The organism is Flavobacteriales bacterium (assembly GCA_016712535.1).
Lineage (GTDB): Bacteria > Bacteroidota > Bacteroidia > Flavobacteriales_F > PHOS-HE28 > PHOS-HE28.
Genome location: JADJQW010000002.1, coordinates 80569 through 103318, shown reverse-complemented (window position 1 = coordinate 103318; position 22750 = coordinate 80569). Strand labels below are relative to the sequence as shown.

The window sequence follows — 22750 nt, the reverse complement described above, 5'->3', positions numbered from 1 at the left end:
TAACCTCCGGATAACCGCCGCGCGGGGCTTCCTTCGAGGGCTTCGCAGCCGCTGTAAACTTGCGGCCATTACGGGGCCTAGACCCTCGGAATCTCCCATTGGACGGGCAAAAACGCATCCAGAGCGCGCTCATCTCGGTCTTCCACAAGGATGGGCTCGAACCCATCGTCCGTGAACTCGATCGGCTGGGCGTGCACCTCTACAGCACCGGGGGCACGCAGAGCTTCATCGAAGGCCTGGGCCTGAAGGTGACACCGGTTGAAGAGATCACCACCTATCCGAGCATCCTCGGGGGCCGCGTGAAGACCCTGCATCCGAAGGTCTTCGGCGGGATCCTCGGCCGCCGTGATCTGGACAGCGACGTGGCGCAATTGGAGGAATACGCCATACCGCCCATCGACCTGGTGATCGTTGACCTCTATCCCTTCGAGGCCACAGTGGCGGCGGGCGGAACCGAGAGTGAGATCATCGAGAAGATCGACATCGGCGGCATCAGCCTGATCCGCGCCGGCGCGAAGAACCACGCCGATGTGGTGATCGTGCCTAGCATGCAGCACTACGCCGAATTGCTGCGCCTGCTGAAGGAGCAGGAGGGAAGCACCACGCTCGCGCAACGCCGGGCATTCGCGGCCGCAGCCTTCGGCGTTAGCAGCCGCTACGATGGCGCCATCTACAACTGGTTCAGCGACGGCATCGGGGATCTCCGCCTGAGCGCCGGGCCGACCACGGTGCTGCGCTATGGCGAGAACCCGCACCAGAAGGGGGCTTTCCACGGCGACCTGGCGGGGATGTTCGAGCAACTGAACGGCAAGGAGCTCAGCTACAACAACCTGCTGGACCTCGATGCGGCGGTGGAGCTGATCCAGGACCTCGATTCGATCGAAGGCGTGCCGTTCGCCATCCTGAAGCACAACAACGCATGCGGCGCCGCCGTTCGCTCCACGGTGAAGGAGGCCTGGGATGCCGCGCTCGCGGGCGATCCGGTGAGCGCCTTCGGCGGCGTGCTCATCACCTCGGCGCGCATCGACAAGGGCACGGCGGAAGCCATCGACGCCATCTTCTTCGAGATCATCGCTGCGCCCGGATTCGATGACGATGCCCTTGCGGTGCTGATGAGGAAGAAGAACCGCATGATCCTGAAGCGAAGGGCTGCGGCACTGCCGAAGACGAAGGTGCGCTCTGCGCTGAATGGCGTGCTCACCGAGGACGCCGACACCGTGGTGCCCTCCGCCGCCAGCATGAAGACGGCCACCACCAAAGCGCCGAGCGCGCAAGAGGTGAGCGACATGGTCTTCGCGACCATGCTGGTGAAGCACACCAAGAGCAACGCCATCGTGCTCGCGAAAGGGAATCAGTTGCTGGCCAGCGGCACTGGACAGACCAGCCGCGTGGATGCGCTGGAGCAGGCCATCGCCAAGGCCAAGAAATTCAACTTCGACCTCCATGGCGCCGTAATGGCCAGCGATGCCTTCTTCCCTTTCCCCGACTGCGTCGAGATCGCGCACAAGGCGGGCATCACGGCCGTCGTCCATCCGGGCGGCAGCATCCGGGACCAGGACAGCATCGATTACTGCAACGCGAACGGCCTCGCGATGTGCATCACCGGCACCCGCCACTTCAAACATTGACCCTCCCCACCGCATGAGCTGGTTAAACCTCTTCACCCAGGAGATCGCCATCGACCTAGGCACCGCCAACACGCTCATCATCAGCAACGACAAAGTGGTGGTCGATGAGCCCAGCATCGTGGCCATCGACCGCACCACCAGCAAGGTGATCGCCGTGGGCCGCCAGGCACAGCAGATGCACGGCAAGACCCACGAGAACATCAAGACCATCCGTCCGCTGCGCGATGGCGTGATCGCCGACTTCAAGGCCGCCGAAGAGATGATCAAGGGCATGATCCGCATGATCAACCCCGGCCGCCGACTCTTCACGCCCAACCTGCGCATGGTGATTTGCATCCCCAGCGGCATCACCGAGGTGGAGAAGCGCGCTGTGAAGGACAGCAGCGAGCACGCTGGGGCCAAGGAGGTGTACATGATCCATGAGCCCATGGCAGCGGCCATCGGCATCGGCATCGATGTGGAGGAACCCATGGGCAACATGATCATCGACATCGGCGGCGGAACCAGCGAGATCGCCGTGATCGCACTCGGCGGCATCGTGTGCGACAAGAACATCCGGGTGGCCGGCGACGAGTTCACCCAGGACATCGAAGAATACATGCGCCGCCAGCACAACATCCTGGTGGGCGAGCGCACCGCCGAGACCATCAAGATCGAAGTCGGCGCCGCGCTTACCGAGCTGGATAATCCCCCGCCCGATTACGCCGTGCGCGGCCGCGACCTCATGACGGGCATCCCCAAGGAGATCACCGTCACCTATAGCGAGATCGCGCAGGCGCTCGACAAGAGCATCAGCAAGATCGAAGAGGCCATCCTCAGCGCCTTGGAGGCCACGCCGCCCGAATTGAGCGCCGACATCTACAAGACCGGCATCTACCTAGCCGGCGGCGGCGCATTGCTGCGCGGGCTCGACAAGCGCATCAGCATCAAGACCAAATTGCCGGTGCACGTGGCGGATGACCCCCTTCGCGCCGTGGCACGCGGCACCGGCATCGCGCTGAAGAACATCGACCGCTTCCAATTCCTGATGCGGGAATGACGGTAGGGGCGTGACACGTCGCGCCCATGCCGACATAGGCCGGCGCGGGCGGGCGGACATGCAAAAGCACCATGCGCGACCTCTTCCGATTCCTCCTCCGCGTCCGCGATACCTTGTTGTTCATCGCCCTGATGATCCTCGCCATGGGCCTGCTCTATTCCGGGAGCATGCATCATCGGGCGGTGGCCATCAACAGCAGCAACGCCTTGGCAGGGACCCTCTTCGACTGGCAGCGCCAGGTCACCGAGTACACCAGCCTGCGTGCCGTGAACGAGCGCCTGGTCGCTGAGAACACGCAATGGCGCAACCGCTTCGGCCTGGCGGACAGCGCGAAGGCGATCGGTGCCCCCGCCGGCGCGGATAGCCTCACGGAGCGGCTCTACCGATTCGCATCGGCCAAGGTGGTGAGCGCCACCTATCACAAGCAGCGCAACTACATCACCCTCGACAAGGGGACATCGAACGGCGTGCTGCCCGGCATGGGCGTGATCGGCCCCGATGGCATCGTGGGTGTGGTGCACGATGCCAGCGAGCGGTTCGCATCGGTGATCAGCGTGCTCAACCCCTTGGTGAAGACCAGCGTGAAGCTCAAGCGATCGGGCAACTTCGGGCTCTTGTATTGGGATACGAATGACCCCGCCACGGCATCGATGGTCGATATCCCCAAGCACGTGCGCGTGGCCGTTGGCGATACCGTGGTGACCATGGGCGGCGATGGCGTGTTCCCCACCGATGTGCCCGTGGGCGTGGTGGCCGAGGTCAGCAGTCCACCGGGAAGGCCGGATCAAGCCGTGATCGTGCGGCTCTTCGAGGACCTGAGCCGCAGCGGCTACGTGTACGTGGTGCACGACATCCACCGTGCCGAGCGCGATTCACTCATCCAACGCCAGGACGAGCCATGATCCAGGGCATCGCCGCGAACCTTGGCCGCTTCGTGCTGCTGCTCCTGCTGCAGGTGCTGCTGCTTGATCAGGTGGACCTGGCCCATGGCTGGATGGTGCCCTACCTCTACGTGCTCTTCCTCATCATGCTGCCCTTCGAATTGCCGGCATGGGCAGGCTTGCTCATCGGCGCGGCCACCGGCCTGGTCATGGACATCTTCGCCAGCACGCCCGGCATGCACATGAGCGCCTCCGTGGTGCTCATGTTCGTGCGCAAGCACCTGCTGCGGCTCATGGCTCCCCGCGACGGCTATGAGTTCGGCATGCACCCCACGGTGCCCAGCATGGGCCTCGCGTGGTTCGCCACCAACGCGGGCGTGCTCATCGCCGTGCATCACTTGTGGCTCTTCTTCGTGGAGCTGCACCGCTTCGACGCCTTCTTCGGCACCCTGCTGCGCGCAGTGCTCAGCGCGGCATTCACCTTGGGCCTCTGCCTGCTGGCGCAGCTGCTCACCTCGCGCACCGCCGAACGCAAGCGCGCATGAACTTCGAGGGGCGCAAATACGTGCTCATCGCAGGGGTGATCGCAATCGCCTTCATCTTCCTGCTCCGCCTCTTCTGGATCCAAGTGGTCGATGACAGATGGAAGGCCAGCGCAGCGAGCATGGCCGAGCGCAAGATCACCGACTACCCCGCGCGCGGCTTCATCTACGACCGCAACGGGAAGCTCCTCGTGGCCAACACGCCGGTGTACGACCTGATGATGGTGCCGCGTGAGGTGAAAGCCTTCGATACCGCGGCCTTCGCAGCGCTGATCAGCGTGCCGCTGCCCGACCTCAAGCAGCGGATCGCCGAGGCGCGCACGTATTCGCTGTACAAGCCGAGCGTGATCGAGAAGCAGATCACCGCGCAGCAGTTCGCGGCCATCAGCGTGCACCTGCACAGCTACCCCGGCTTCTACGGCCAGAGCCGCACCCTGCGCACTTACCCACCGCGCGTGGGCGGGCACATGCTCGGCTACCTCAGCGAGGTGAGCCCCGCCAAGGTCGCAGCCGACCCCTACTACAAGCCCGGCGACGTCATCGGCGTGGGAGGGCTGGAGCAGTACTACGAAGTGGAGCTGCGCGGCCGGCGCGGCGTGCGCTACGTGCTCGTCGATGTCCACAACAACATCAAGGGCAGCTTCAAGGAGGGGCGCTACGATACGCTCGCCATCGAGGGCAAGGACCTCTACACCGGGATCGATGCCGATATGCAGCGGCTGGGGGAGCAGCTCATGCAGCACAAGAAGGGCAGCATCGTGGCGCTCGACCCGAAGACCGGCGAGGTGCTCTGCCTGGTGAGCAGCCCGGCCTACGACCCGGAGCTGCTCGTGGGCCGCGTGCGCAACGCCAACTACGCCGCCTTGCAGCGCGATTCCATCAAGCCGCTCTTCGATCGCGCCCTGCAGGCGCAATACCCGCCGGGCAGCATCTTCAAGATCGTGCAATCGCTCATCGCGCTCGATGAGGGCGTGATCTCCGTGAACAGCAGCTTCCCGTGCAACAAGAACCTGGTGGGCTGCCACAACCATCCCACCGCGGCCAACATCGAGCAGGCCATCCAGTTCTCCTGCAACCCGTACTACTACGCCGTCTTCGACCGCATCGTAGAGCGCAAGCTCGACAAGAAGAGCCGCTTCCGCGATGCCGCCTTGGGCCTGGCCGAGTGGGAGCGCCGCATGCACAGCTTCGGACTTGGCGACAAGCCGCGGCTCGACCTCCCTTCGCTCAAGGGTGGCAACATCCCCGGCCCCGCCTACTACGACCGCAAGTACGGCAAGGAGCGCTGGGCCTTCAGTACCATCTACAGCGCGAGCATCGGTCAGGGCGAAGTGCTCACCGTGCCCATCCAGATGGCCAACCTCGCCGCCATCTTCGCCAACAAGGGCTGGTACTACGATCCGCACGTGGTGCGCGCGGTGGGCGAGGCCGACAGCCTGCAGGCCAAGTACCGCGAGAAGCACGTGGTCGAAGCCGCGCCGCACTGGTTCGACCATATCCAGGAGGGCATGCGGCGCGTGGTGAATGAGCCCGGCGGCACGGCGAAGAACGCACGGCTCAAGGACATCACCGTGTGCGGCAAGACCGGCACCGCCGAGAATCCCCACGGGCAGGACCATGCGGTCTTCATCTGCTTCGCGCCCATGGAGGATCCGCAGATCGCCATGGCGGTGTATGTGGAGAACAGCGGCTTCGGCGGCACCTGGGCGGCACCGATCGCGAGCCTGTTGATCGAGCAGTACCTCACCGATACCATCACGCGGCCCGAGGTGATGCAACGCATGCTCGACGCGGACCTCATCGCGCAGGAGAAGTTCTTCCGCAAGAAGCCCAAGAAGCCACGCCGCCGATGAGCGCCCGGGAGAACGTCGCCGCCAACCTCGATCGGCCCCTTTTGGGGATGTACCTCGCCCTGCTCTTCATGGGCTGGGCCAACATCTACAGCGCCGCCTACGACCCCGACCACGCCAGCATCTTCGATCAGAGCAAGGAATACGGCAAGCAAGCCGTGTGGATGGGCATCAGCCTCACCCTCGGCGCGGCCATCCTGCTCGTGCGCGGCCACATCTTCCGCGATTGGGCCAATGGCATCTACGCCTTCGTGCTGCTGCTCCTCGCCCTGGTGCTCGTCATCGGCAAAGAGGTCAACGGCGCCAAGGCCTGGTTCGGCGTGGGCAGCTTCGGCATCCAGCCGGCCGAGTTCGCCAAGTACGCCACCGCGCTCGCCCTCACGCGCTACCTCAGCGGCCTCAAGGCCCTCATCGACCTGCGCTCGCGCGTCATCAGCGCCCTCATCATCCTCGCGCCCGTCGCGCTCATCATGCTGCAGCCCGATACCGGCACCGCCCTCGTCTCCGGCGCCTTCATCCTCGTGCTCTACCGCGAAGGCCTTTCCGGCAACGTGCTGCTGCTCGCCATCCTCGCGGCCTTCCTCTCCATCCTCTCACTCATCCTCAAAGAGAGCAGCTTCGACCTGCCCTTCACCGATCGCGTGCTCACCGGCCCGCAATTCCTCATGCTGGTCATCGCCTTCATCGCGGGCATCGGCTGGCTCATGGTGCGCAACATGGTGGCCAAGCGCCTGCGCCGCAGGCTCTACACCTACATCGTCATCGGCGTCCTGGCCTCAGCCGCCTTCATCGGCAGCGTCGATTACGCCTTCGAGAAGGTCCTGGCCCAGCACCAGCGCGACCGCATCCTCGTCATGCTCGGCCAGATGGAGGACCCCCAGGGCCTTGGCTACAACGTCAAGCAGAGCCAGACCGCCATCGGCAGCGGCGGCTTCAGTGGCAAGGGCTACCTCGAGGGCACCCTCACCAAATTCAAGTACGTGCCCATGCAGAGCACCGATTTCATCTTCTGCACCGTGGGCGAGGAGTGGGGCTTCCTTGGCACCGCCACCGTCGTCATCCTGCTCACCGTCCTCATCCTGCGCATCATCCAGATCAGCGATCGCCAGCGCTCCCGCTTCACCCGCATCTACGCCTACTGCGTCGCCAGCATCTTCTTCCTCCACCTCATGATCAACGTGGGCATGACCATCGGCCTCGCGCCCGTCATCGGCATCCCGCTGCCCTTCTTCAGCTACGGCGGCAGCAGCATGATCGGCTTCACGCTGCTGCTGGGCACCTTGGTGCGGCTCGATGCGGAGCGGCTGAGCCAGTTGAGGTAGTCCCCTCCGCTGCGGGCCTCACCCTCAGGCCACCCTGTCCATTTCCCATCGGTCGCTCCACAACCGTGTCCACCGTGTCCACCCCGCATTCATGAACTCCGCTGCTCAGATTTCACGCGCCTCTTTCTCAATTCTTCAGACGCACTCTCAAGTTCTCGTGAGTTTCTGTCTGAATTGTCGCGAATCGGTTACGGTGGGGCTTGCCGAATGGCCACAGTGCCCATTGGTCTCCCGACCACCGCTTAACATTGTGGGGATGCACGCGCACAGCAAGCACTTGGTCGTCGGTCACTTGGAGTACATCTCCCGGGAGATCTTCAAAAGGTTCCACAAGGAGATCACCGACTCCGTTGGTGGTCGCAATGGTATCTACGCGCTCTATGCGGACGGGAAACTCTACTACGTCGGCCTCGCGCGCGATCTCAAAGGCAGGCTCAAGCGGCACCTCAACGACCGTCATAAGGACAGCTGGGACCACTTCAGTGTCTACCTCACCAATGGCGAGGGGCACATGCGCGAGCTGGAAACGTTGATGCTCCGCATTATCAAGCCTACGGGGAACCGGGTGTCCGGTAAGCTCAAAGGCTCTACCGACCACAAGGGCGAATTAGAGCGCCGCCTATGGCTGGAACAGGAGCGCATCATCGGGGGAATGCTGGGCAAAGAGGCCAAGCCCGCCAAGCCCAAACGAAGCGTGTTGCGCAAGACCGGCTCACTTCGAGGCCACGGCGCCAATGGTGCCATCTTCCTGCGCGCACTCTATAAAGGCAAGGAATACCGCGCCACCCTCAGCCAGGATGGTACCGTACGCATCGGCGACAAGCGCTACACATCACTATCCGCAGCCGGTATGTCCATCACCAAGCGCGCTACCAATGGTAGGCGCTTCTGGCGAGTGCGTAATGCAGAGAAGGAGTGGGTCGGGATTGGGCACTTCCATTCTTGATTACTCGCTATTCAGGTGCCACAACGAACTGATTGCGCCGACCAGCGTGGATAACAAACCAAGGACAAGTAGCACCAGATGTCGCCGGAAGGCTCGCGGACTCGCGTTGAGTACGGCCCATTTGAAGTCGAATCGGTTCATTCCCCAAACAGAAGTAGCTGGCTGGACTACTTCAGTGCGGTCATTGGCCAGAACTGTACCTGCGCTGGCATCGACCATTAGTTGCGGTTTTGGATCTTGGTCGAAGAAGATGCTCAGTTGATCCTTGGATACCCTGGAGGACTTCTGTTTGGACATCGCTGTGCGCCGGTTTGAACCTTGTAGCGCAGCGCGCGAAGGACCGGTTTCGCCTCATTGAGCACTAGCGAAAGCGTTCCGCGATACGTCCCAGAATTCACCCCGTGAATGGGCACAATGTGCCGATGGATCGCAGGAATCGTTTTATCGACATCGCTCTGGTCAGAACAACTTTTCCTGCCCCTTCTTCCCCTCTTCCCTTTTCGCCTTCTTGAAGTTCACATCCGGCCGCTGGTCCGGGTGCTCCGCACGCACCTTCCCGTTCAGCAGGTCCTCGATCGTCAGGATCTGCATCCTCGGCACCTTCCGCTCGCTCCGGTCCGCGTAGGTGTAGAACCCCGCCGCCGCCGCATCGCCCACCATGCCGCTGGTGGGCTTGCTCAGGGTGATGAACAGCCCGATCTCCGCCTTCTCCCGTTCCCGCACATGGTTGAAGGCCCGCACATCGTCCGCCTTCAGTTTGCCGCTCTTCACGCTCACCAATATCTTCTTCGGGCCGGCCTCATCCGCATCGTGGAAGTACTTCACGCCATCAATCCCGCTGTCAGCGCCTTTCTTCTTCGCTTGGTAGGGCTGCGCGCTCACAAGGCTCGTCGCCCACCATTGGAACTGGTAGCGGTTGCGTAGGGCCAGGTCACGCGCAGCCTCCAGGTCCTTGGGTGTCCCTATTACCTCAAACTTCAAGCTTTCGCCGAAGGCATCCTTCATCCGCTTCTCGATCAAGCTCACCGCCAGGTGCGTAATGTCTATCCCGATCCAATCCCGCTTCAACTTTTGCGCCGCATGCACCGCCGTCCCGCACCCGCAGAACGGGTCCAGTACCACATCACCTTCGTTGCTGCTGGCTTGTATGATGCGCTCAAGGAGGGCAAGAGGTTTTTGGGTAGGGTAGCCCAAGCGTTCGTCTGACAGGTTGTGCATTGGTCGGATGTCCGAAATGATGTCCTGAATTGGCACACCTTTCAAATCCTCAGGATACTGTTTCAGACGGGGCATTCCATCCTCCTTCTTCGGCCAATGAATGCGCCCTTTCTTATCCAAGTCGTCGAGAACGCTAGGAGGAACAGCCCAATGTCGGCCTTTCGCAGTGATGTCAATGCCCCGCCAAACCTTTCCAGTCTCACCTCGGCGTACACCAGCACCAGTTAGATCCGTTCGTTTCCATCTTCGCCCGTCGGCGTCTACTTGATCGAAGAAAGTGTCAAAGTACTCCTCGTCGTATGGCACAAACACTGAGTTCCACACAGCGTCATCGCTCTTCCGATAGAAGAAGATCACGTCGTGTATCGGCCCCCAGCGCTTCGCACTGCTGTGAGCACTAGTTCTCTTCCAGACCACTTCGCTTCCATAATGTTCTGGGCCGAAGACAGCGTCGAGAACAATCTTAAGATAATGACTTGCGGCAGGATCGCAGTGCAAGTACAAGCTACCCGTGTCCTTCAGCACGCGGTGCATCTCCAGTAAGCGAATGGCCATCGCGGTCAGGTAGGCCATCATATCGTTCTCACCCAAGAAACTGCGCAGCGCGCGCATCAGCTCGGCCACATCGGTGTTCGGCTGGTGCATCAGTTGCTCGAACTCCCGTTCGGCCTGCATGTTCCAATGCCACGTATCCTCAAAGGCCGTGATCTGCGCTTCCGCTGCTTCACCCTTCGGGCTCTTGAACAGCACATTGTAATCCCGCTTGCTATTGAATGGGGGGTCCAGGTAGATCAAGTCCACGCTCGCATCCTTCAGGTGCTCGCGCATCACGCCTAAGTTGTCTCCGTAATACAAGGTCGGCATGCAGCGAATGTAGCCGGGCGCCACTTCGTAGATTCACGAACCTTGGGTCTCGTGTAAGCCTTTCGTTGTGAATAGTGCATGGCAAGAACTTTTCAGATTGTGTTGATATCTGAGGGCCGTGCGAGTGCCGCACTCCTAACTTGTTCGATGCGGTATGACGGCGAATTCGTCATGCCGAGCAAACACCACAGAGCCATGAAAGAGTTGGAGTACAGAAACAAGACAGACGTAGGTGAGCTGCAGCCCAACCAAATGCAGACAGTCCGATTCATAGAGCCGGAGGCCGTCCATTGCAGCGCAGTATCTACCGTTGGCTTGTTGTTGCACCGGGTTATCCTTACCTCGATTGCACCTGATGCCGTAAGAAGATTGCGCAATGCGGTGATCGTTGTTGAAGCGGCAGCCTACGATGTGCACGAGAAGCAGCTATACCGTAAAAAGGAGGATGTCCGCCTTCTCGGGCATGCTCGGAATGACATGCTGCACCCTTTCTTGAATCTCCGCTACCTCGTCGATTTGCGAACTGGATCCGGGCCTTACCTGCATCAGATTCACTATTGGCACATGCTCATCACACTTCAAGGAATCGAAATGACTCCAGAAGAGCAGGTGACCTTGGATGTTACTGCAGTCGATTAGCGGCAGCAGCTCGCGGCAGGCTGCGCGCGCGGGTGTCCACGATCAGCGCGGCGCCGACCGGTCGGCAGGCCTGTGCTGCGGGCCCGTGAAGACCGGCCCGGCGCTTTGATCGTGGTCGCCTTTTGGCTCCACCTTTTGGCGAAGCAAAAGGTGGAAAAGGCATTCAACCCATCTTTCACCCATGGACCGCCTCACCTTCCTCAAGAGCATGCTGGGCAACGCTGCCCTGCTCACCCTGCCGCCACTCGAGCTCCTGCCCAAGGCCGAGCAGGACCGCTTGGCTTGGACCACCGATTGCCACCTCATCTTCATCTACGACACCTACATCCGCGGCTTCCAGTTCCACCAAGGCCCCAAGCTCATCAAGCGCATCAAAGACGAGGACACCCTCGACCTCGTCCGCGAGTACGACAACGAGCACGACGACAACGCCGTCGCCGTCTATTGGGAAGGCCACAAGCTCGGCTACCTCCCCATGTTCGAGAACGTCAGCCTCGCATACATGCTCGATCACGGCCTCCTGCTCCAATGCCATGTGGTGTACACCCAGCCCAAGGCCGAGCCCTGGGAGCAATGCTTCATCGCCGTCGATCTCCTCGTGCCCCGCCATCCCTCCTTCGATGCCTACATCACTCACTACATGGATCGCCCCGATGCCGGTTTCAAGCGCAGGCCGGAGTACGATGGCGATAAGCCTCCAACCGCCCAACCCGACCCCTACGATAAGCCCTCGCCCAAGAAGGAGACCCTGCTTAAGAACGGCAAGGTCCTCGAGCTGCTCAGCTTGCAGCGTTTCCGGTTGTTCATGCACGCGGTGCTCGATCTCCCCGATCCGCCCATCTGCGTCCAGTCGTTCATGCGCGATGTGGCCGAGGAAGGCATCGTCCCGCGCACCAACAGAATTGGCCAGCACGGCGAATCGCTTTCGCTGCGCATCCTCGGCCACGATCACTTCCGCATCCGCTTCGAGTATGCTGGCGGCCACGTGGGCGATGGCGGCGAATGGGACGTCATCTTCGATTCTGTCGGCACCGTCCAGCGCATCGAGTGCCGGGAGCATTGGATCGCCTAGCCCTCAACCGCCCTCACCCAAAATAGTTGGCCAACCGGTCATCGCGAGCGCAGCGAAGCGATCTCGTGAGCTTCGCACCGCGATTGCCACCCGCCCTCCGTCACTCCAAGCGAGGCTCTGCGAAGACCCGCAGTCTCACCCATCCCACCGTGTCCACCTGTGTCCACCCTCCATTCCCGTGCATTCCTCTCCATTGCATTCTTCCCCACGGTGTCCACCGTGTTCACCGCTCCCCAGCAAAAAGCCCCACCGTCTACGGCAGGGCTCTTCACTAGCGGCTCGGTCATCGCGAGCGGAGCGAAGCGATCTCATTCAGCATGCGCCGCTCACTCCGCAGCGCCCTACGGCTCTGGCGGCACCGGCGGCTCATCCCCGCCCTTCGCCCCCGTGTTCACCACGATCCGCGCATCGAAGTACTCCTGATAGAAATCCGGCTTCGTCAGCTCGAACTCGCTCATCAGCTTATCCATCCGAGTCGTCAGGATCGTCGTTCCCTCCTTGATCAGCGCCTCAATCGCCTCCGTCGCTCCCTTCCGTACCGTGATCGCCGTGCGTGGCGCACTGATTACCGCCTCGTAGTCATCGATCAGCGTCTGCAGGTCCGTCAGGTCGCCCGCCGCCACACCGTACGCCACGATGCTCGCTGCCACGGCGTTCGCCTCATCGTGTATCACTTGGCATTTCTGCGCGATCACCGCATCGCGCGGTGCAGCAAGGTCGCTGTAGCTCACATCCATCTTCTCACGCAGCACGGTGTTGCCATCATCCACCGCGAAGGCATACACCTTGTTCGCGACCTCCAGACCCTTCCGGATCATCTTCTCCTTCTTCTCCCCCTTATCCAGGGCATAGCCTTCAAGGTCCGTGGTCTGCTTCGCGATCTCCGCTTCGATCGCAACGATCTTGTCCTTGAATGCGGTCACCGCATTCGCAAAGGGCAACAGCGCCGCCCAAGCAGCGTTGTGCGCATCAACAGCGGTCTGGGTCGCATAGAACATCGTGAATCGATCCTCAAGATCCTTTCTCATCGCATGGTGGTGTTATGGTTTTCCGGCATCCACCGGAGCGCCGCATCAGCGTTCGCACCGCCAAACAAGTAGGCAATCGATTTCATTTTTCGCCATATTCGCATGAACCATGTATTCGCATCACGTGCTCCATTCAACGCACGCATTTCACTCACTTACCGCGCGTCCCCGTCCGGAACGCCCGTTATGGATATTCAGCGATGCCACCTTTCAATTTCGGAACCCTTCATTCAAATTCTCCGACAAGACATTGAGGTTTTGGAATGCGAGATTGAAGTTTTGGAATGTGACATTGAGGTTTTGGAATGCGAGCATCCCGCTTCAGCAAGAGTTGATCGGTTTTCCGGATCAGAACGTCCCAGAATCCCAACCCCGCATCGGGTTTTTCGAACAGTCTATCGCAATACCTCAAAAACCGTCATCAAATGATCACCCTCGATGTCGAACGAATCGCTAAGCTGAAGGGAATTGCCAAACCGTACGCCTTTTTGGTCAAGAATGGCTTCACCCACCACGTCGCCCACAACATCGTCAACGGCACGTGTAAGGGCATCCGCTTCGATCACCTTGAAAAGCTATGCCGTGCTCTCCATGTCCTGCCGCACGATCTTTTCTGCTACAAGCCGCATGGCCGGGGCATCAATCCATCCAACGATGTGCTCCTCCCGCTCCGCAAAGGGCCGCTCGAGAACAACGACTTGCAGCGCCTCATCAGCACCCTATCGCCCGAAGCCATCATCAGCCTTACCTCAGAGCTGAAGGACCGCTACCAGCCGCCTTCCCCATCGCCCGAAGGCCAGTAGCCCACTGCCATTCCGCTGCGCGGCCACCGAACCGCTCACCATTCAGCCTGTACCGTTTCGCCCTGCACGCACAACGGCCTCGATAGCCTGTAACGAAAGAGCGCCGGCATGGCCGGCGCTCTCCATTGGGCGTTTCCGCGCCTAGTTGTAATGCAAGTGCCGGTTATCCTTCACGCCGGCGGCTTCGCGCAGCGCGTTCAGCACCGCGCTCTCCGCGCGGCTCTGCAGGCGGCCCAGCAGGCTGCCCTTCTCCCCGGCAATGTCGCCCTCGGCGGGGGCCTCGGTGCGGCTATTCATGCGCGCCACGAACACCGCTGTCTCGCCGTGCAGCGGCACGCTCACCTGTTCGGCCTGCAAGCCGAAGACCTTCCCGATCACCTCATACTCCGCATAGCCGCCGGGGATGCTGAAGCTGTTCAGCGCCATGTCCGTGGCATCCTGCACGCTCACGCCGAGCTCGCCGGCCAATGCGTTCAGGTCGGTCTTGCCTTTCATCTTCTCGAGCCAGGCCTCGGCCTTCTTCTGTTTGGCCGCCTCCTTCGTGAAGGCTTCGCGCACATCCTCAAGTTCAGGCACGCCCTCTTCTTTCACCTTCAGCAGCGCCGCCACCACGTAGTTGTCGCCAGCGTCCTTCGGATCGCTCACCTGGCCCACCTCCGCACGGTTCACCCAACCGATCACGCTGCCCGGCTGGTCGATCCCCTGCACATAGCGGCTGTCGGCACGGAAGTCGGGCACGTTCGTCACCTGCAGGCCCTGCTCTTCGGCAGCGGTCTTCAGCGCCTCGGCGGTCTTGTTCCGCAGGCTGAATTCGTTGGCCTTCTTGTACACTTCCTTGAAGGTGGCCGGGCTCGGCTTCACCGCACGGTCCACCGTGATGATGCGGCGCTCCTGGCGGCTGCGTTGGCCAAGCACTTCCACGATGTGGAAGCCGTAGCTGGTCTTGCAGATGGTGGTGGCGCCCACCTTCTGGTCGAAGCTCGCAGCGGTGAACTCGGGCACCATCTGCTCCTTGCCGAACCACTCGTACACGCCGCCGTTGCTCACGCTGCCGGGGTCGTCGCTGAACTTGGTCACCATCGCCTCGAACTTGCTCTTGTCGCGCTTCACCACGGCGAGCAGGCTGTCCGCGCGCTGCTTCTGCTCCGCTTCGTCCTTGCCCTTCTGCGTGCTGAGCAGGATGTGGCGCACGCGAGCTTCGGGCACGTCGGCCAGTTCCTTCACCTTCACCAGCTTGTAGGTGGTTCCCTCCAGGAAGGGGCCCACCACGGTGCCCACCGCGCCGTTCACGATCAGCGAATCATTCAGCTTCTCGATGCTGCCTTCGGTGTAAGGCACCTTGCTGTAGCTGCGCGAATCGGCGTTGCCCACCACGAAGAGGCTGTCGTCCTCGGCCTGCTCGAAGGAATTGCGCAGGGCGGCCAGGTTGCCGGCGATGGCCTCGCGATCGGCATCGCTGGGCTGCACGGGGAAGAGCACGTAATCGAAGGTGCGCGCGGCCTTCTGCTTGTGCTTCGGCTCGTTCTTGTGCTCGTTGTAATAGCTCCGCAGGTCGCTGTCGCTCACGGGATAGAGGCTGTCGGGCTCGCTGTCGTAGCGCTTGGCCACGAAGCTGAATGTGGCCTTGGTGTTCTTCGCATTGAACTCATCGCGGGCCTGCGCGCTGTTCACGAACACGCTCTTCTTCACCAAGGTGTTGTATTTGGCGTAGAGGCGGTTCTCCTGGATCCGGCGGCTCTGGATCTCGTGGTACACCGGCGCGTTCAGCTGGATGCCATTGAAGTATTCGCGCAAGCGGGTCTTGTCGGGCTGGCCATCGGGGCCATTGAACTGGCCGCGGAACTCGGGCGCCACGTTGTCGCCGAAGCGCACGTCGTCGTACTCAGGCTTGGTGATGGTGAAGCCTGCCGCTTCCACCTGATTGAGGAGCACGCGGGCCTTCACGATCTCGTTCCACACTGTGCCGCGCACCTGTTCGCTCACCTGTGCATTGGCGGGTTGGCCGAACTCGTTGCGGTAGCTTTCCACCTCGTCGCTCACGCGCCGATCGAAGTCAGCGAGCTTGATCTCCTGCCCGCCGATCTCACCCACGGGCTCATCGCCACGGCCGCTCGGACCACCGCGGTTCGAGAGGAGGGCATCGAGGATGAAGAGGGCCAATGCGCCGCCCACGAGAACGATCAAAAGGCCGCTGCGCTCGCGGATCTTGCCGATGACTGCCATTATCTGCTGGAATTGGGGCTGCGAATATAGGCGGGCAATGTGTACGGAATGGGCGTGCGCAAGAGGCTGGCGATCAGGAGGTGGCGGCGATGCAGCCGGGGCCTTGAACGCTGTTCCGGTGGGGCCGGGCGGCTATCGGTCGGCGCAACGCGCCTTCTACAGGGTGCTGGATCACGCTCGCTTCAGCGCAATTCAAGCTCCACCATGGGGTCCCAGTAGCGCTTGGCGAAGTCCACCACTTGGTCGTCCTTCACCCGCACGCCCTCCTTCTCCAGCAATTGCTGCATGCGGTCCTCCGGGCCGAAGTGGTGCTTGCCGCTGAGGATGCCTGCGCTGTTCACCACACGATGCGCTGGCACTTTCGGCTTCACGGTGTGGCTGTTGTTCATGCAATAGCCTACGATGCGTGCCGAGCGCGCGGCGCCCAGGTACTTGGCGATGGCACCATAGCTGGTCACGCGGCCGCGCGGGATCTGCCGCACCACGTCCATCACATCGGCGAAGAAGTCGCGCTCCTGCACCGCTTCGTTGCGCACTTGCTTCTTGGCCATGTTCAAGCCGCGTCGTTCATGGCGAAACGGACGTAGTGGATCGTACGCCCTTCTTCGAGCCACATCTGCTCGTAGTAGGTGCGGATGCTCAGTACCGCTTGTTCCTCGGCCGATGCGCGGTGCACCAGGTCGGAATACACATTGTCGCTCTGCTCGTGCACGATGAGGCCGTGCTCCGCGATCATCTCCATGGTGTACTCGTAGAGCAAAGGGCTGTCGGTCTTCAGGTGGATGATCCCGCCGGGCTTCAGGGTCTGCTTGTAACGCTCCAGGAAGAGCGGGCTCGTGAGCCGCTTGCGCGCCTTGCCGATCTGCGGATCGCTGAAGGTGAGCCAGATCTCGTCCACTTCCTGAGGGCCGAAGCACTTGAGCAGATGGTCCACGTGCGTGCGCAGGAAGCCCACGTGGTGGAGTCCTTCTTCCTTGGCGGTTCGCGCCCCGCGCCAGAGCCGCGCCCCCTTGATGTCCACGCCGAGGTAATTGCGCTGCGGAGCCAAGCGCGCGAGACCAACGGTGTATTCGCCGCCACCGCAACCGAGTTCCAGCACCAAGGGCGCCTCGCGCTTGAAGAAGTCGGCGTTCCATCGGCCCTTCAGCGGGAAGCCGTCCCTCACCAGTTCCTCGAAGCGGGGCTGCACCACATGCTCGAAGGTGAGGTTCTCGGCGAAGCGCGCGAGCTTGTTCTTTCCCATTGGAAGGCTTGCCCGCCGCTGGCAGGTCGGCGAAAGTAGAAGCAGCCTCAGAATCCCCCTTCGGACATCGCCGGGTCTTTTCGCGACCATACTTCGTTGCTCAACCCTTCCAGAACATCCAGCTCTGCTCGGGCGTCATTCCGGGCTTGACCCGGAACGCGCCTCGTCTGGCCGCGAAAATCCTCTGGCTCGCTTTCCGAAAGGAATTCCGAGGCTGCTTCTGGCCGCATAACGTTCGCATCACCTGCGGGTGACCACCTTCGCCGCCATGCTCGCCGGCAAGCGCATCCTGGTGGCCCCGCTCGATTGGGGCTTGGGCCATTCGGCGCGTTGCGTGCCCATCGTCCAACGGTTGATCGAATCGGGCGCTGTGCCCGTGATCGGCGCCGACAAGGGGCCGCTGGCCTTGTTGCGCGCGGAGTTCCCGGAGTTGGAGCACGTGCGCATCCCGGGGGTCGATGTGCGCTACTCAAGGACGAGCAACCAGCTCTGGAGCATGGCGCGGCAGTTCCCGGCCATGGTGCGCAGCGTGCAGGCCGAGCGCGCCCTCTTCGATCGCCTGCGCGGCCGCTTGCGCCTCGATGCCGTGATCAGCGATCAGCGCTTCGGATTGCGGAGCCCTGAGCTGCCGAGCGTCCTCATCACGCATCAGGTGTTCCCCTTCACGCCTTTCGCGCAAGCAGCGCTGCGCAAGCTGAACCTGCGACATATCGCGCGCTTCGATCGCTGCTGGGTGATGGATGAGCCTCAAGCGCCGGGGCTTGCAGGCGAGCTCTCGCACGGTGCGGCCTTGCCGAGGAATGCGCGCTACATCGGCACCGTGAGCCGCTTGCGCGGGCCTGGAGCTTTCCGCGATCGTTACGACATCGTGGCCGTGATCAGCGGGCCGGAACCGCAGCGCACCTTGCTGGAGTACCGCCTCATGGAGCAACTGGGCCGCATCCCCGGCGATCATTTGCTCGTGCTCGGCCAGCCGGACAAGCCGCGCAACGAACGCATCGGCTCCGTGTCCATCCGGTCGCACATGAGCGGCGATGAATTGGCCGGATCCATGGGCGGGGCACGCCTCATCGTTTCGCGCAGCGGTTACACCACCTTGATGGATCTCGAAGCGCTGGGAAGGAGCGCGCTGATCATCCCCACTCCCGGACAGGAGGAGCAAGAGTACCTGGGCCGCTTGCATGCGCGCACGGGCCGCTTCCTGGTGCAGTCGCAGGAATCAATCGACCTGATGGCTGCGATGAAATCAACCGGGAAGCACGAGGCCGCTGCTCGGGCCAACGGGAACGAGCTCTTGGCAGCAGCGCTCCACGAGCTCGCGGTCCTCGTGGCCTGACCCGCTTACCTTGCCGCCATGCGCAAGGCCGTCCTGCTGTTCGTGATCATGGTGCTCCCGGCATCTGCTTGGTGCCAGTATGACCTTGATGCCAACCTGCGCCGGCTCGAAGAGCAGCAGCAGCGCATGCTCACGGATCAGGCGCGCCTTCGTGACCGCTTGGACAGCGCCAAGCTCGCGATCATCCGCCGCGACCTGCGCGCGAAGGGCTTGCCCAAGCTCGCAGACGGCGATGCGATCGTTGAGCACCCTGGCCACATGCTCGTGTACAGCGAGCCGCACGAGCAGCCCAAATGGGTGGCCCACATCGCTGTGCCGGAATTGATCACGGGGAATTTGGCGCGCATCGACTCGTTCCTGCCTGATCCTTTGGTGAAGACGGGCACGGCCGTCACGGCGGATTATTGGAACAGCGGCTACGATCGCGGCCACATGGTGCCGAGCGCCGATATGCGCTGGAACCTGGAGGCTTTGCGGGCCACCTATTACTACAGCAACGTGAGCCCGCAGAAACCTGAGCTGAACCGGGGCGCTTGGGCCGAGCTCGAGGATTGGGCGCGCCGCTACGTGAACCACAGCAAGCGCCGAATCTTCATCGTTACCGGTCCAGTGCTCCGCGAGGGCCTGCCCACCATCCAGAAGGCCGATCGCAAGAATGAGGTGAGCATCCCCGAGCTGCATTGGAAGGTGATCGCCGACCTCGATGACGACCGGCCACAGGCCATTGGCTTCGTGATGCGCAACGGGCCGCAGGCGGATCCGCCGATCAGCTACGCCGTCACTGTGGATAGTGTGGAGCGGCTCACCGGATTGGATTTCTTTCACGTGCTCGAGGATGCGATCGAGGACCGCATCGAGGCCATGCGTGAGCCGAAGGACTGGTATGCCGAGGGCGACCCCTTCTTCGGCGAGGCCGAGCCTTTGAAGGCGCCTCTGCCCAAGGGCATGTTCAATACCGTGCAGGCCAAGCACCACATCGGCAAGACGGTCACGGTGTGCGGCACCGTGGTGAGCACGCGCAAGACAGCGAAGGCCAAGGCCGTCTACCTCAACTTCGACCGTGTGCATCCGCACCAGGATTTCTACGCCACCATCTGGGACTACAACAGCCCCAACTTCAGCTACGACCCCGAGGCGGCGCTCTTGCAGAAGAAGGTCTGCGTAACGGGCAAGGTCACGGTGTACGACGACATCCCGCGCATCAGCATCAACAACGAGAAGGAGGTGATGCTCTACGAAGAGGCCATCCGGTAGCGCTCACTCCTCGGCCTGCAAGGTGAAGGTGAAGGAGGTGCCCTTGCCCTCGGTGCTCTTCACCGCGATGGTCTGCCCATGCGCATCGATGATGTGCTTCACGATGGCCAGGCCCAAGCCGGACCCGCCCTCGTTGCGCGCGCGGCTCTTGCCCACGCGGTAGAAGCGCTCGAAGAGCCGCGGCAGGTGCTCCGGGCTGATGCCGATGCCATCGTCGCTCACATCCACCGCCACTTGCTCGCCGAGGGAGTAATTGGAGATCGTGCATCGACCGCCGTCGCGCCCGTAATTGATGGCGTTGTTGAGCAGGTTGGTGCACACCTGCAGCAGGCGGTTGCGGTCGGCCATCACGCTGGTGCCCTGCGCCACTTCGTTCACCAGGCGAACGCCTTTCTCCCGTGCGTGCATCTCGAGCCCCTCCATGGCTTCCTTCACCACGGCGTGCAAGTCGATGCGCGCCACGCGAAGCTCCATCACGCCGCTCTCGAGCTTGGTGATCAGGTCCAGGTCCTCCACGATCTTCATCAGGCGCTCCACGCCGTTCGATGCGCGCTCCAGGAAATCACGGTTCACCTTGCCATCCTCCAGGCCGCCCTCAAGAAGCGTCAGGATGTAGCCTTGGATGTTGAAGATGGGCGTCTTCAGCTCATGGGCCAGGTTGCCGATGAACTCGCGGCGGAATTTCTCCCGCTCCTGCAGCTCGCGGATCTCCGTACGTCGCTCGCTGGCCCACTCGGCCACCTCGGCATTCACGCGGCTCAGCTCATCGCCGACATATGCCTTGGACGTCTCCGGCTTCGCGCGCCGCAGGTCATGCACGGTGCGGTAGAGCGTCTTGATGCGGCCATGCACGAAGCGCTCGATGCCGAATGCGAACACCCCGTAGGCGATGCCGAAGATCCCCACTGCGCAGAGGAAGGGCCACCAGCGATCGATCCCCGAGCCAGCCAGATCCACGGCGAGGCCGGCCAGCAGCCCACCGGCAACGGCCACCACAAGCGCCGCAAGCAAGGCGACCTGGCTGGTGGTGAGCTGGCTCATGAGCGGTGCGTGCCGATGCGCAAGTTTAGGCCGTGATGGCCGGAGGCACGGGGCCATGGCAATCGCCCGGGAATTAACCTTGCCGCAACAAGGCGCCGATAGCTTGGCGCGCTTGGCATCATCGGCTCCATGCGCTTCGGATTGATCGAATTCCTCACCCTTGCGGGATCGCTCGGCCTGTTCATCTACGGCATGAAGGTGATGAGCGAGGGCCTGCAGAAGGTGGCGGGCCGGCGCATGCGCACCGTGCTGGCGAGCATGACGGCCAACCGCTTCCGCGGGGTGCTGACCGGCCTGGTGAGCACTGGTGTGATCCAGAGCAGCAGCGCTGCCACGGTAATGGTGGTGGGCTTCGTGAACGCGGGGCTCCTGAGCGTTCGGCAGGCCATCAGCGTGATCATGGGCGCCAACATCGGCACCACGATCAAGGCGGTGCTCTTCAGCTGGGCGGTCTTCGCCGAGATGAGCATCACCAAACTGGCCATCCCGATCATCGGAATCGCCTTCCCGCTGCTCTTCATCAAGTCGCCACGGGCACGGGCGGGCGCCGAGTTCCTGATGGGCGCCGCGCTGCTCTTCCTCGGCATCGAGTTCCTCAAGCAATCGGTGCCGACCCCCTCACCCGAGGCGCTCAGCTTCCTGCGCGGCCTCAGTGACCGCGGCCTGCTCTCCGTGCTGCTCTTCGTGGGCGTGGGCACATTGCTGGCTGCGGTGATCCAAAGCTCCAGCGCCTCGATCGCGCTCACGCTGGTGCTCTGTGAGAACGGCACCATCGGTTACGATATGGCGGCGGCCCTGGTGCTCGGTGAGAACATCGGCACCACGCTCACGGCGAACATCGCGGCATTGGTGGCCGGCGCTTGGGCCAAGCGCACCGCGCGTGCTCACCTGCTCTTCAACCTCATCGGCGTCTCCTGGGCGCTGCTCGTGTTCAGGCCCTACCTCGATGCGATCGATGCGTACATCACTTTCCAGTTCGGGGCTTCCCCGTACACCGAGCCCTCGTCCATCAAATGGGCGCTCACAGCGCTCCACATCAGCTTCAACGTGGCCAACACGCTGCTCCTGGTGGGCTTCGTGCCCATGCTCGAGCGCATCGTCACCTGGATGGTGCCTGCACGCACGCAGCTCGATGAGGAGTACCGCCTCGAGTACCTCGATGCCGATATCCCGCTCTCGCCCGAGGTGTCGCTGATCGAGGCGCGTCGCGAGATCGCGCGCTTCGGCAAGCTCACGCACGAGATGCTGGGCATGACGCGCCAGCTGCTCACCGCGCGGGACCCGATCGTGCGCGACCGGCTGATGCAGCGCCTCGAACGCTATGAGCAGATCACGGATCGCCTGGAAGTGGAGGTGGGCAAGTACCTCACGAAGACAAGCACCGAGGCGCGCAACGAGGAGCTCAGCGGCCGTATCCGCGGGATGCTCAGCATCGTTGGCGATCTGGAGCGCGTGGGCGACATCTTCTTCCAGATGAGCAAGTCGATGGAGCGCAAGCTCGACGACAAGCTCTGGTTCTCACCGGAGCAGCGGCAGGACCTGCTCTCCATGATCGAACTGCTCGATCAGGCTTTCGAGGTGATGCTGTCCAACCTGGAGGCCGAGCAGGAGCAGGTGCGGCTCGATGCCGCCGTGGAGGCCGAGCAGCGCATCAACGCCATGCGCGACCAATTGCGCCTGAAGCATTGGCGCAGCATCGAGGAAGGCGATTACAATGTGCGCAGCGGACTGGTGTACCACGACCTCTTCAGCAGCTGCGAGAAGGTGGGCGACCACCTGATCAACGTGAGCGAGGCGCTCGCGGGCGAAATGTGATCGCCC

General features: G+C 62.3%; 20 protein-coding genes. 13 read left to right on the top strand and 7 right to left on the bottom strand.

Features of this window, described 5'->3' with window-relative positions:
- The first annotated feature begins 98 nt into the window (after positions 1-98).
- From purH to IPK70_00405, 7 genes are all read left to right on the top strand, one after another.
- Positions 99-1628: a bifunctional phosphoribosylaminoimidazolecarboxamide formyltransferase/IMP cyclohydrolase gene (purH, locus tag IPK70_00435; protein ID MBK8225623.1), complete on the top strand. Its 1530-nt coding sequence runs from the start codon at positions 99-101 to the stop codon at positions 1626-1628.
- A 13-nt stretch (positions 1629-1641) separates the two neighbouring features.
- Positions 1642-2667: a rod shape-determining protein gene (locus IPK70_00430; protein ID MBK8225622.1), complete on the top strand. Its 1026-nt coding sequence runs from the start codon at positions 1642-1644 to the stop codon at positions 2665-2667.
- Positions 2668-2738: 71 nt separating this feature from the next.
- Positions 2739-3569, top strand: a complete 831-nt coding sequence (mreC, locus tag IPK70_00425; GenBank protein MBK8225621.1) for a rod shape-determining protein MreC — start codon at positions 2739-2741, stop codon at positions 3567-3569.
- Positions 3566-4093, top strand: coding sequence for a rod shape-determining protein MreD (locus IPK70_00420; GenBank protein MBK8225620.1), 528 nt, complete (start codon positions 3566-3568; stop codon positions 4091-4093). Before mreC ends, IPK70_00420 begins: the two co-directional genes overlap by 4 nt.
- Entirely contained in the window at positions 4090-5943 is a 1854-nt protein-coding gene (gene mrdA / locus IPK70_00415; protein ID MBK8225619.1) for a penicillin-binding protein 2, read from the top strand. Before IPK70_00420 ends, mrdA begins: the two co-directional genes overlap by 4 nt.
- Positions 5940-7262 carry a rod shape-determining protein RodA gene (rodA, locus tag IPK70_00410; GenBank protein MBK8225618.1) on the top strand — a complete coding sequence of 441 codons (1323 nt, stop codon included), beginning with the start codon at positions 5940-5942 and terminating at the stop codon, positions 7260-7262. The genes mrdA and rodA overlap by 4 nt, the downstream gene beginning before the upstream one ends.
- Before the next feature lie 256 nt (positions 7263-7518).
- On the top strand, positions 7519-8208 hold the full coding sequence (locus IPK70_00405) for a DUF2924 domain-containing protein (protein MBK8225617.1): 690 nt from the start codon (positions 7519-7521) through the stop codon (positions 8206-8208).
- Here IPK70_00405 and IPK70_00400 read toward each other — a convergent pair whose 3' ends face one another.
- Both IPK70_00400 and IPK70_00395 read right to left on the bottom strand, forming a co-directional pair.
- Positions 8209-8505 carry a hypothetical protein gene (locus tag IPK70_00400; GenBank protein ID MBK8225616.1) on the bottom strand — a complete coding sequence of 99 codons (297 nt, stop codon included), beginning with the start codon at positions 8503-8505 and terminating at the stop codon, positions 8209-8211. It lies immediately after the preceding gene.
- Positions 8506-8667: 162 nt separating this feature from the next.
- Positions 8668-10290: a restriction endonuclease gene (locus tag IPK70_00395; GenBank protein ID MBK8225615.1), complete on the bottom strand. Its 1623-nt coding sequence runs from the start codon at positions 10288-10290 to the stop codon at positions 8668-8670.
- Between the two features lie 195 nt (positions 10291-10485).
- On the opposite strand from IPK70_00395, the gene IPK70_00390 reads away from it, so the two are divergent.
- Together IPK70_00390 and IPK70_00385 are read left to right on the top strand one after the other, a co-directional pair.
- Positions 10486-10929 carry a hypothetical protein gene (locus IPK70_00390; protein MBK8225614.1) on the top strand — a complete coding sequence of 148 codons (444 nt, stop codon included), beginning with the start codon at positions 10486-10488 and terminating at the stop codon, positions 10927-10929.
- A 181-nt stretch (positions 10930-11110) separates the two neighbouring features.
- Complete coding sequence (locus IPK70_00385; GenBank protein ID MBK8225613.1) at positions 11111-12001, top strand: HIRAN domain-containing protein; 891 nt, start codon at positions 11111-11113, stop codon at positions 11999-12001.
- A 341-nt stretch (positions 12002-12342) separates the two neighbouring features.
- Here the strand turns inward: IPK70_00385 and IPK70_00380 are convergent, their stop codons facing one another.
- Entirely contained in the window at positions 12343-13029 is a 687-nt protein-coding gene (locus tag IPK70_00380; GenBank protein MBK8225612.1) for a hypothetical protein, read from the bottom strand.
- A 425-nt stretch (positions 13030-13454) separates the two neighbouring features.
- Here IPK70_00380 and IPK70_00375 point away from each other — a divergent pair, with 425 nt between their 5' ends.
- Positions 13455-13832 (top strand): helix-turn-helix transcriptional regulator, encoded by a 378-nt coding sequence (locus IPK70_00375; protein ID MBK8225611.1) that lies wholly within the window; start codon positions 13455-13457, stop codon positions 13830-13832.
- Positions 13833-13973: 141 nt separating this feature from the next.
- Here the strand turns inward: IPK70_00375 and IPK70_00370 are convergent, their stop codons facing one another.
- The 3 genes from IPK70_00370 to trmB all read right to left on the bottom strand — a co-directional run bounded on the left by IPK70_00370 (position 13974) and on the right by trmB (position 17298).
- Positions 13974-16055, bottom strand: coding sequence for a peptidylprolyl isomerase (locus tag IPK70_00370; GenBank protein ID MBK8225610.1), 2082 nt, complete (start codon positions 16053-16055; stop codon positions 13974-13976).
- A gap of 182 nt (positions 16056-16237) precedes the next feature.
- Positions 16238-16576: an MGMT family protein gene (locus IPK70_00365; GenBank protein ID MBK8225609.1), complete on the bottom strand. Its 339-nt coding sequence runs from the start codon at positions 16574-16576 to the stop codon at positions 16238-16240.
- Positions 16577-16608: 32 nt separating this feature from the next.
- Positions 16609-17298 (bottom strand): tRNA (guanosine(46)-N7)-methyltransferase TrmB, encoded by a 690-nt coding sequence (gene trmB, locus IPK70_00360; protein MBK8225608.1) that lies wholly within the window; start codon positions 17296-17298, stop codon positions 16609-16611.
- Positions 17299-17548: 250 nt separating this feature from the next.
- Between trmB and IPK70_00355 the strand changes: the two genes are divergently transcribed.
- Both IPK70_00355 and IPK70_00350 read left to right on the top strand, forming a co-directional pair.
- On the top strand, positions 17549-18634 hold the full coding sequence (locus IPK70_00355; protein MBK8225607.1) for a glycosyltransferase: 1086 nt from the start codon (positions 17549-17551) through the stop codon (positions 18632-18634).
- A gap of 18 nt (positions 18635-18652) precedes the next feature.
- The gene (locus IPK70_00350; GenBank protein MBK8225606.1) at positions 18653-19888 is read left to right on the top strand and encodes a DNA/RNA non-specific endonuclease; all 1236 of its coding nucleotides are present in this window, start codon (positions 18653-18655) and stop codon (positions 19886-19888) included.
- Between the two features lie 3 nt (positions 19889-19891).
- Here the strand turns inward: IPK70_00350 and IPK70_00345 are convergent, their stop codons facing one another.
- Positions 19892-20929, bottom strand: coding sequence for an ATP-binding protein (locus IPK70_00345; protein MBK8225605.1), 1038 nt, complete (start codon positions 20927-20929; stop codon positions 19892-19894).
- Between the two features lie 129 nt (positions 20930-21058).
- On the opposite strand from IPK70_00345, the gene IPK70_00340 reads away from it, so the two are divergent.
- A complete protein-coding gene (locus IPK70_00340) occupies positions 21059-22744 on the top strand; it encodes a Na/Pi cotransporter family protein (protein ID MBK8225604.1) in 1686 nt (561 codons plus the stop codon).
- The last annotated feature ends 6 nt before the right edge of the window (positions 22745-22750 follow it).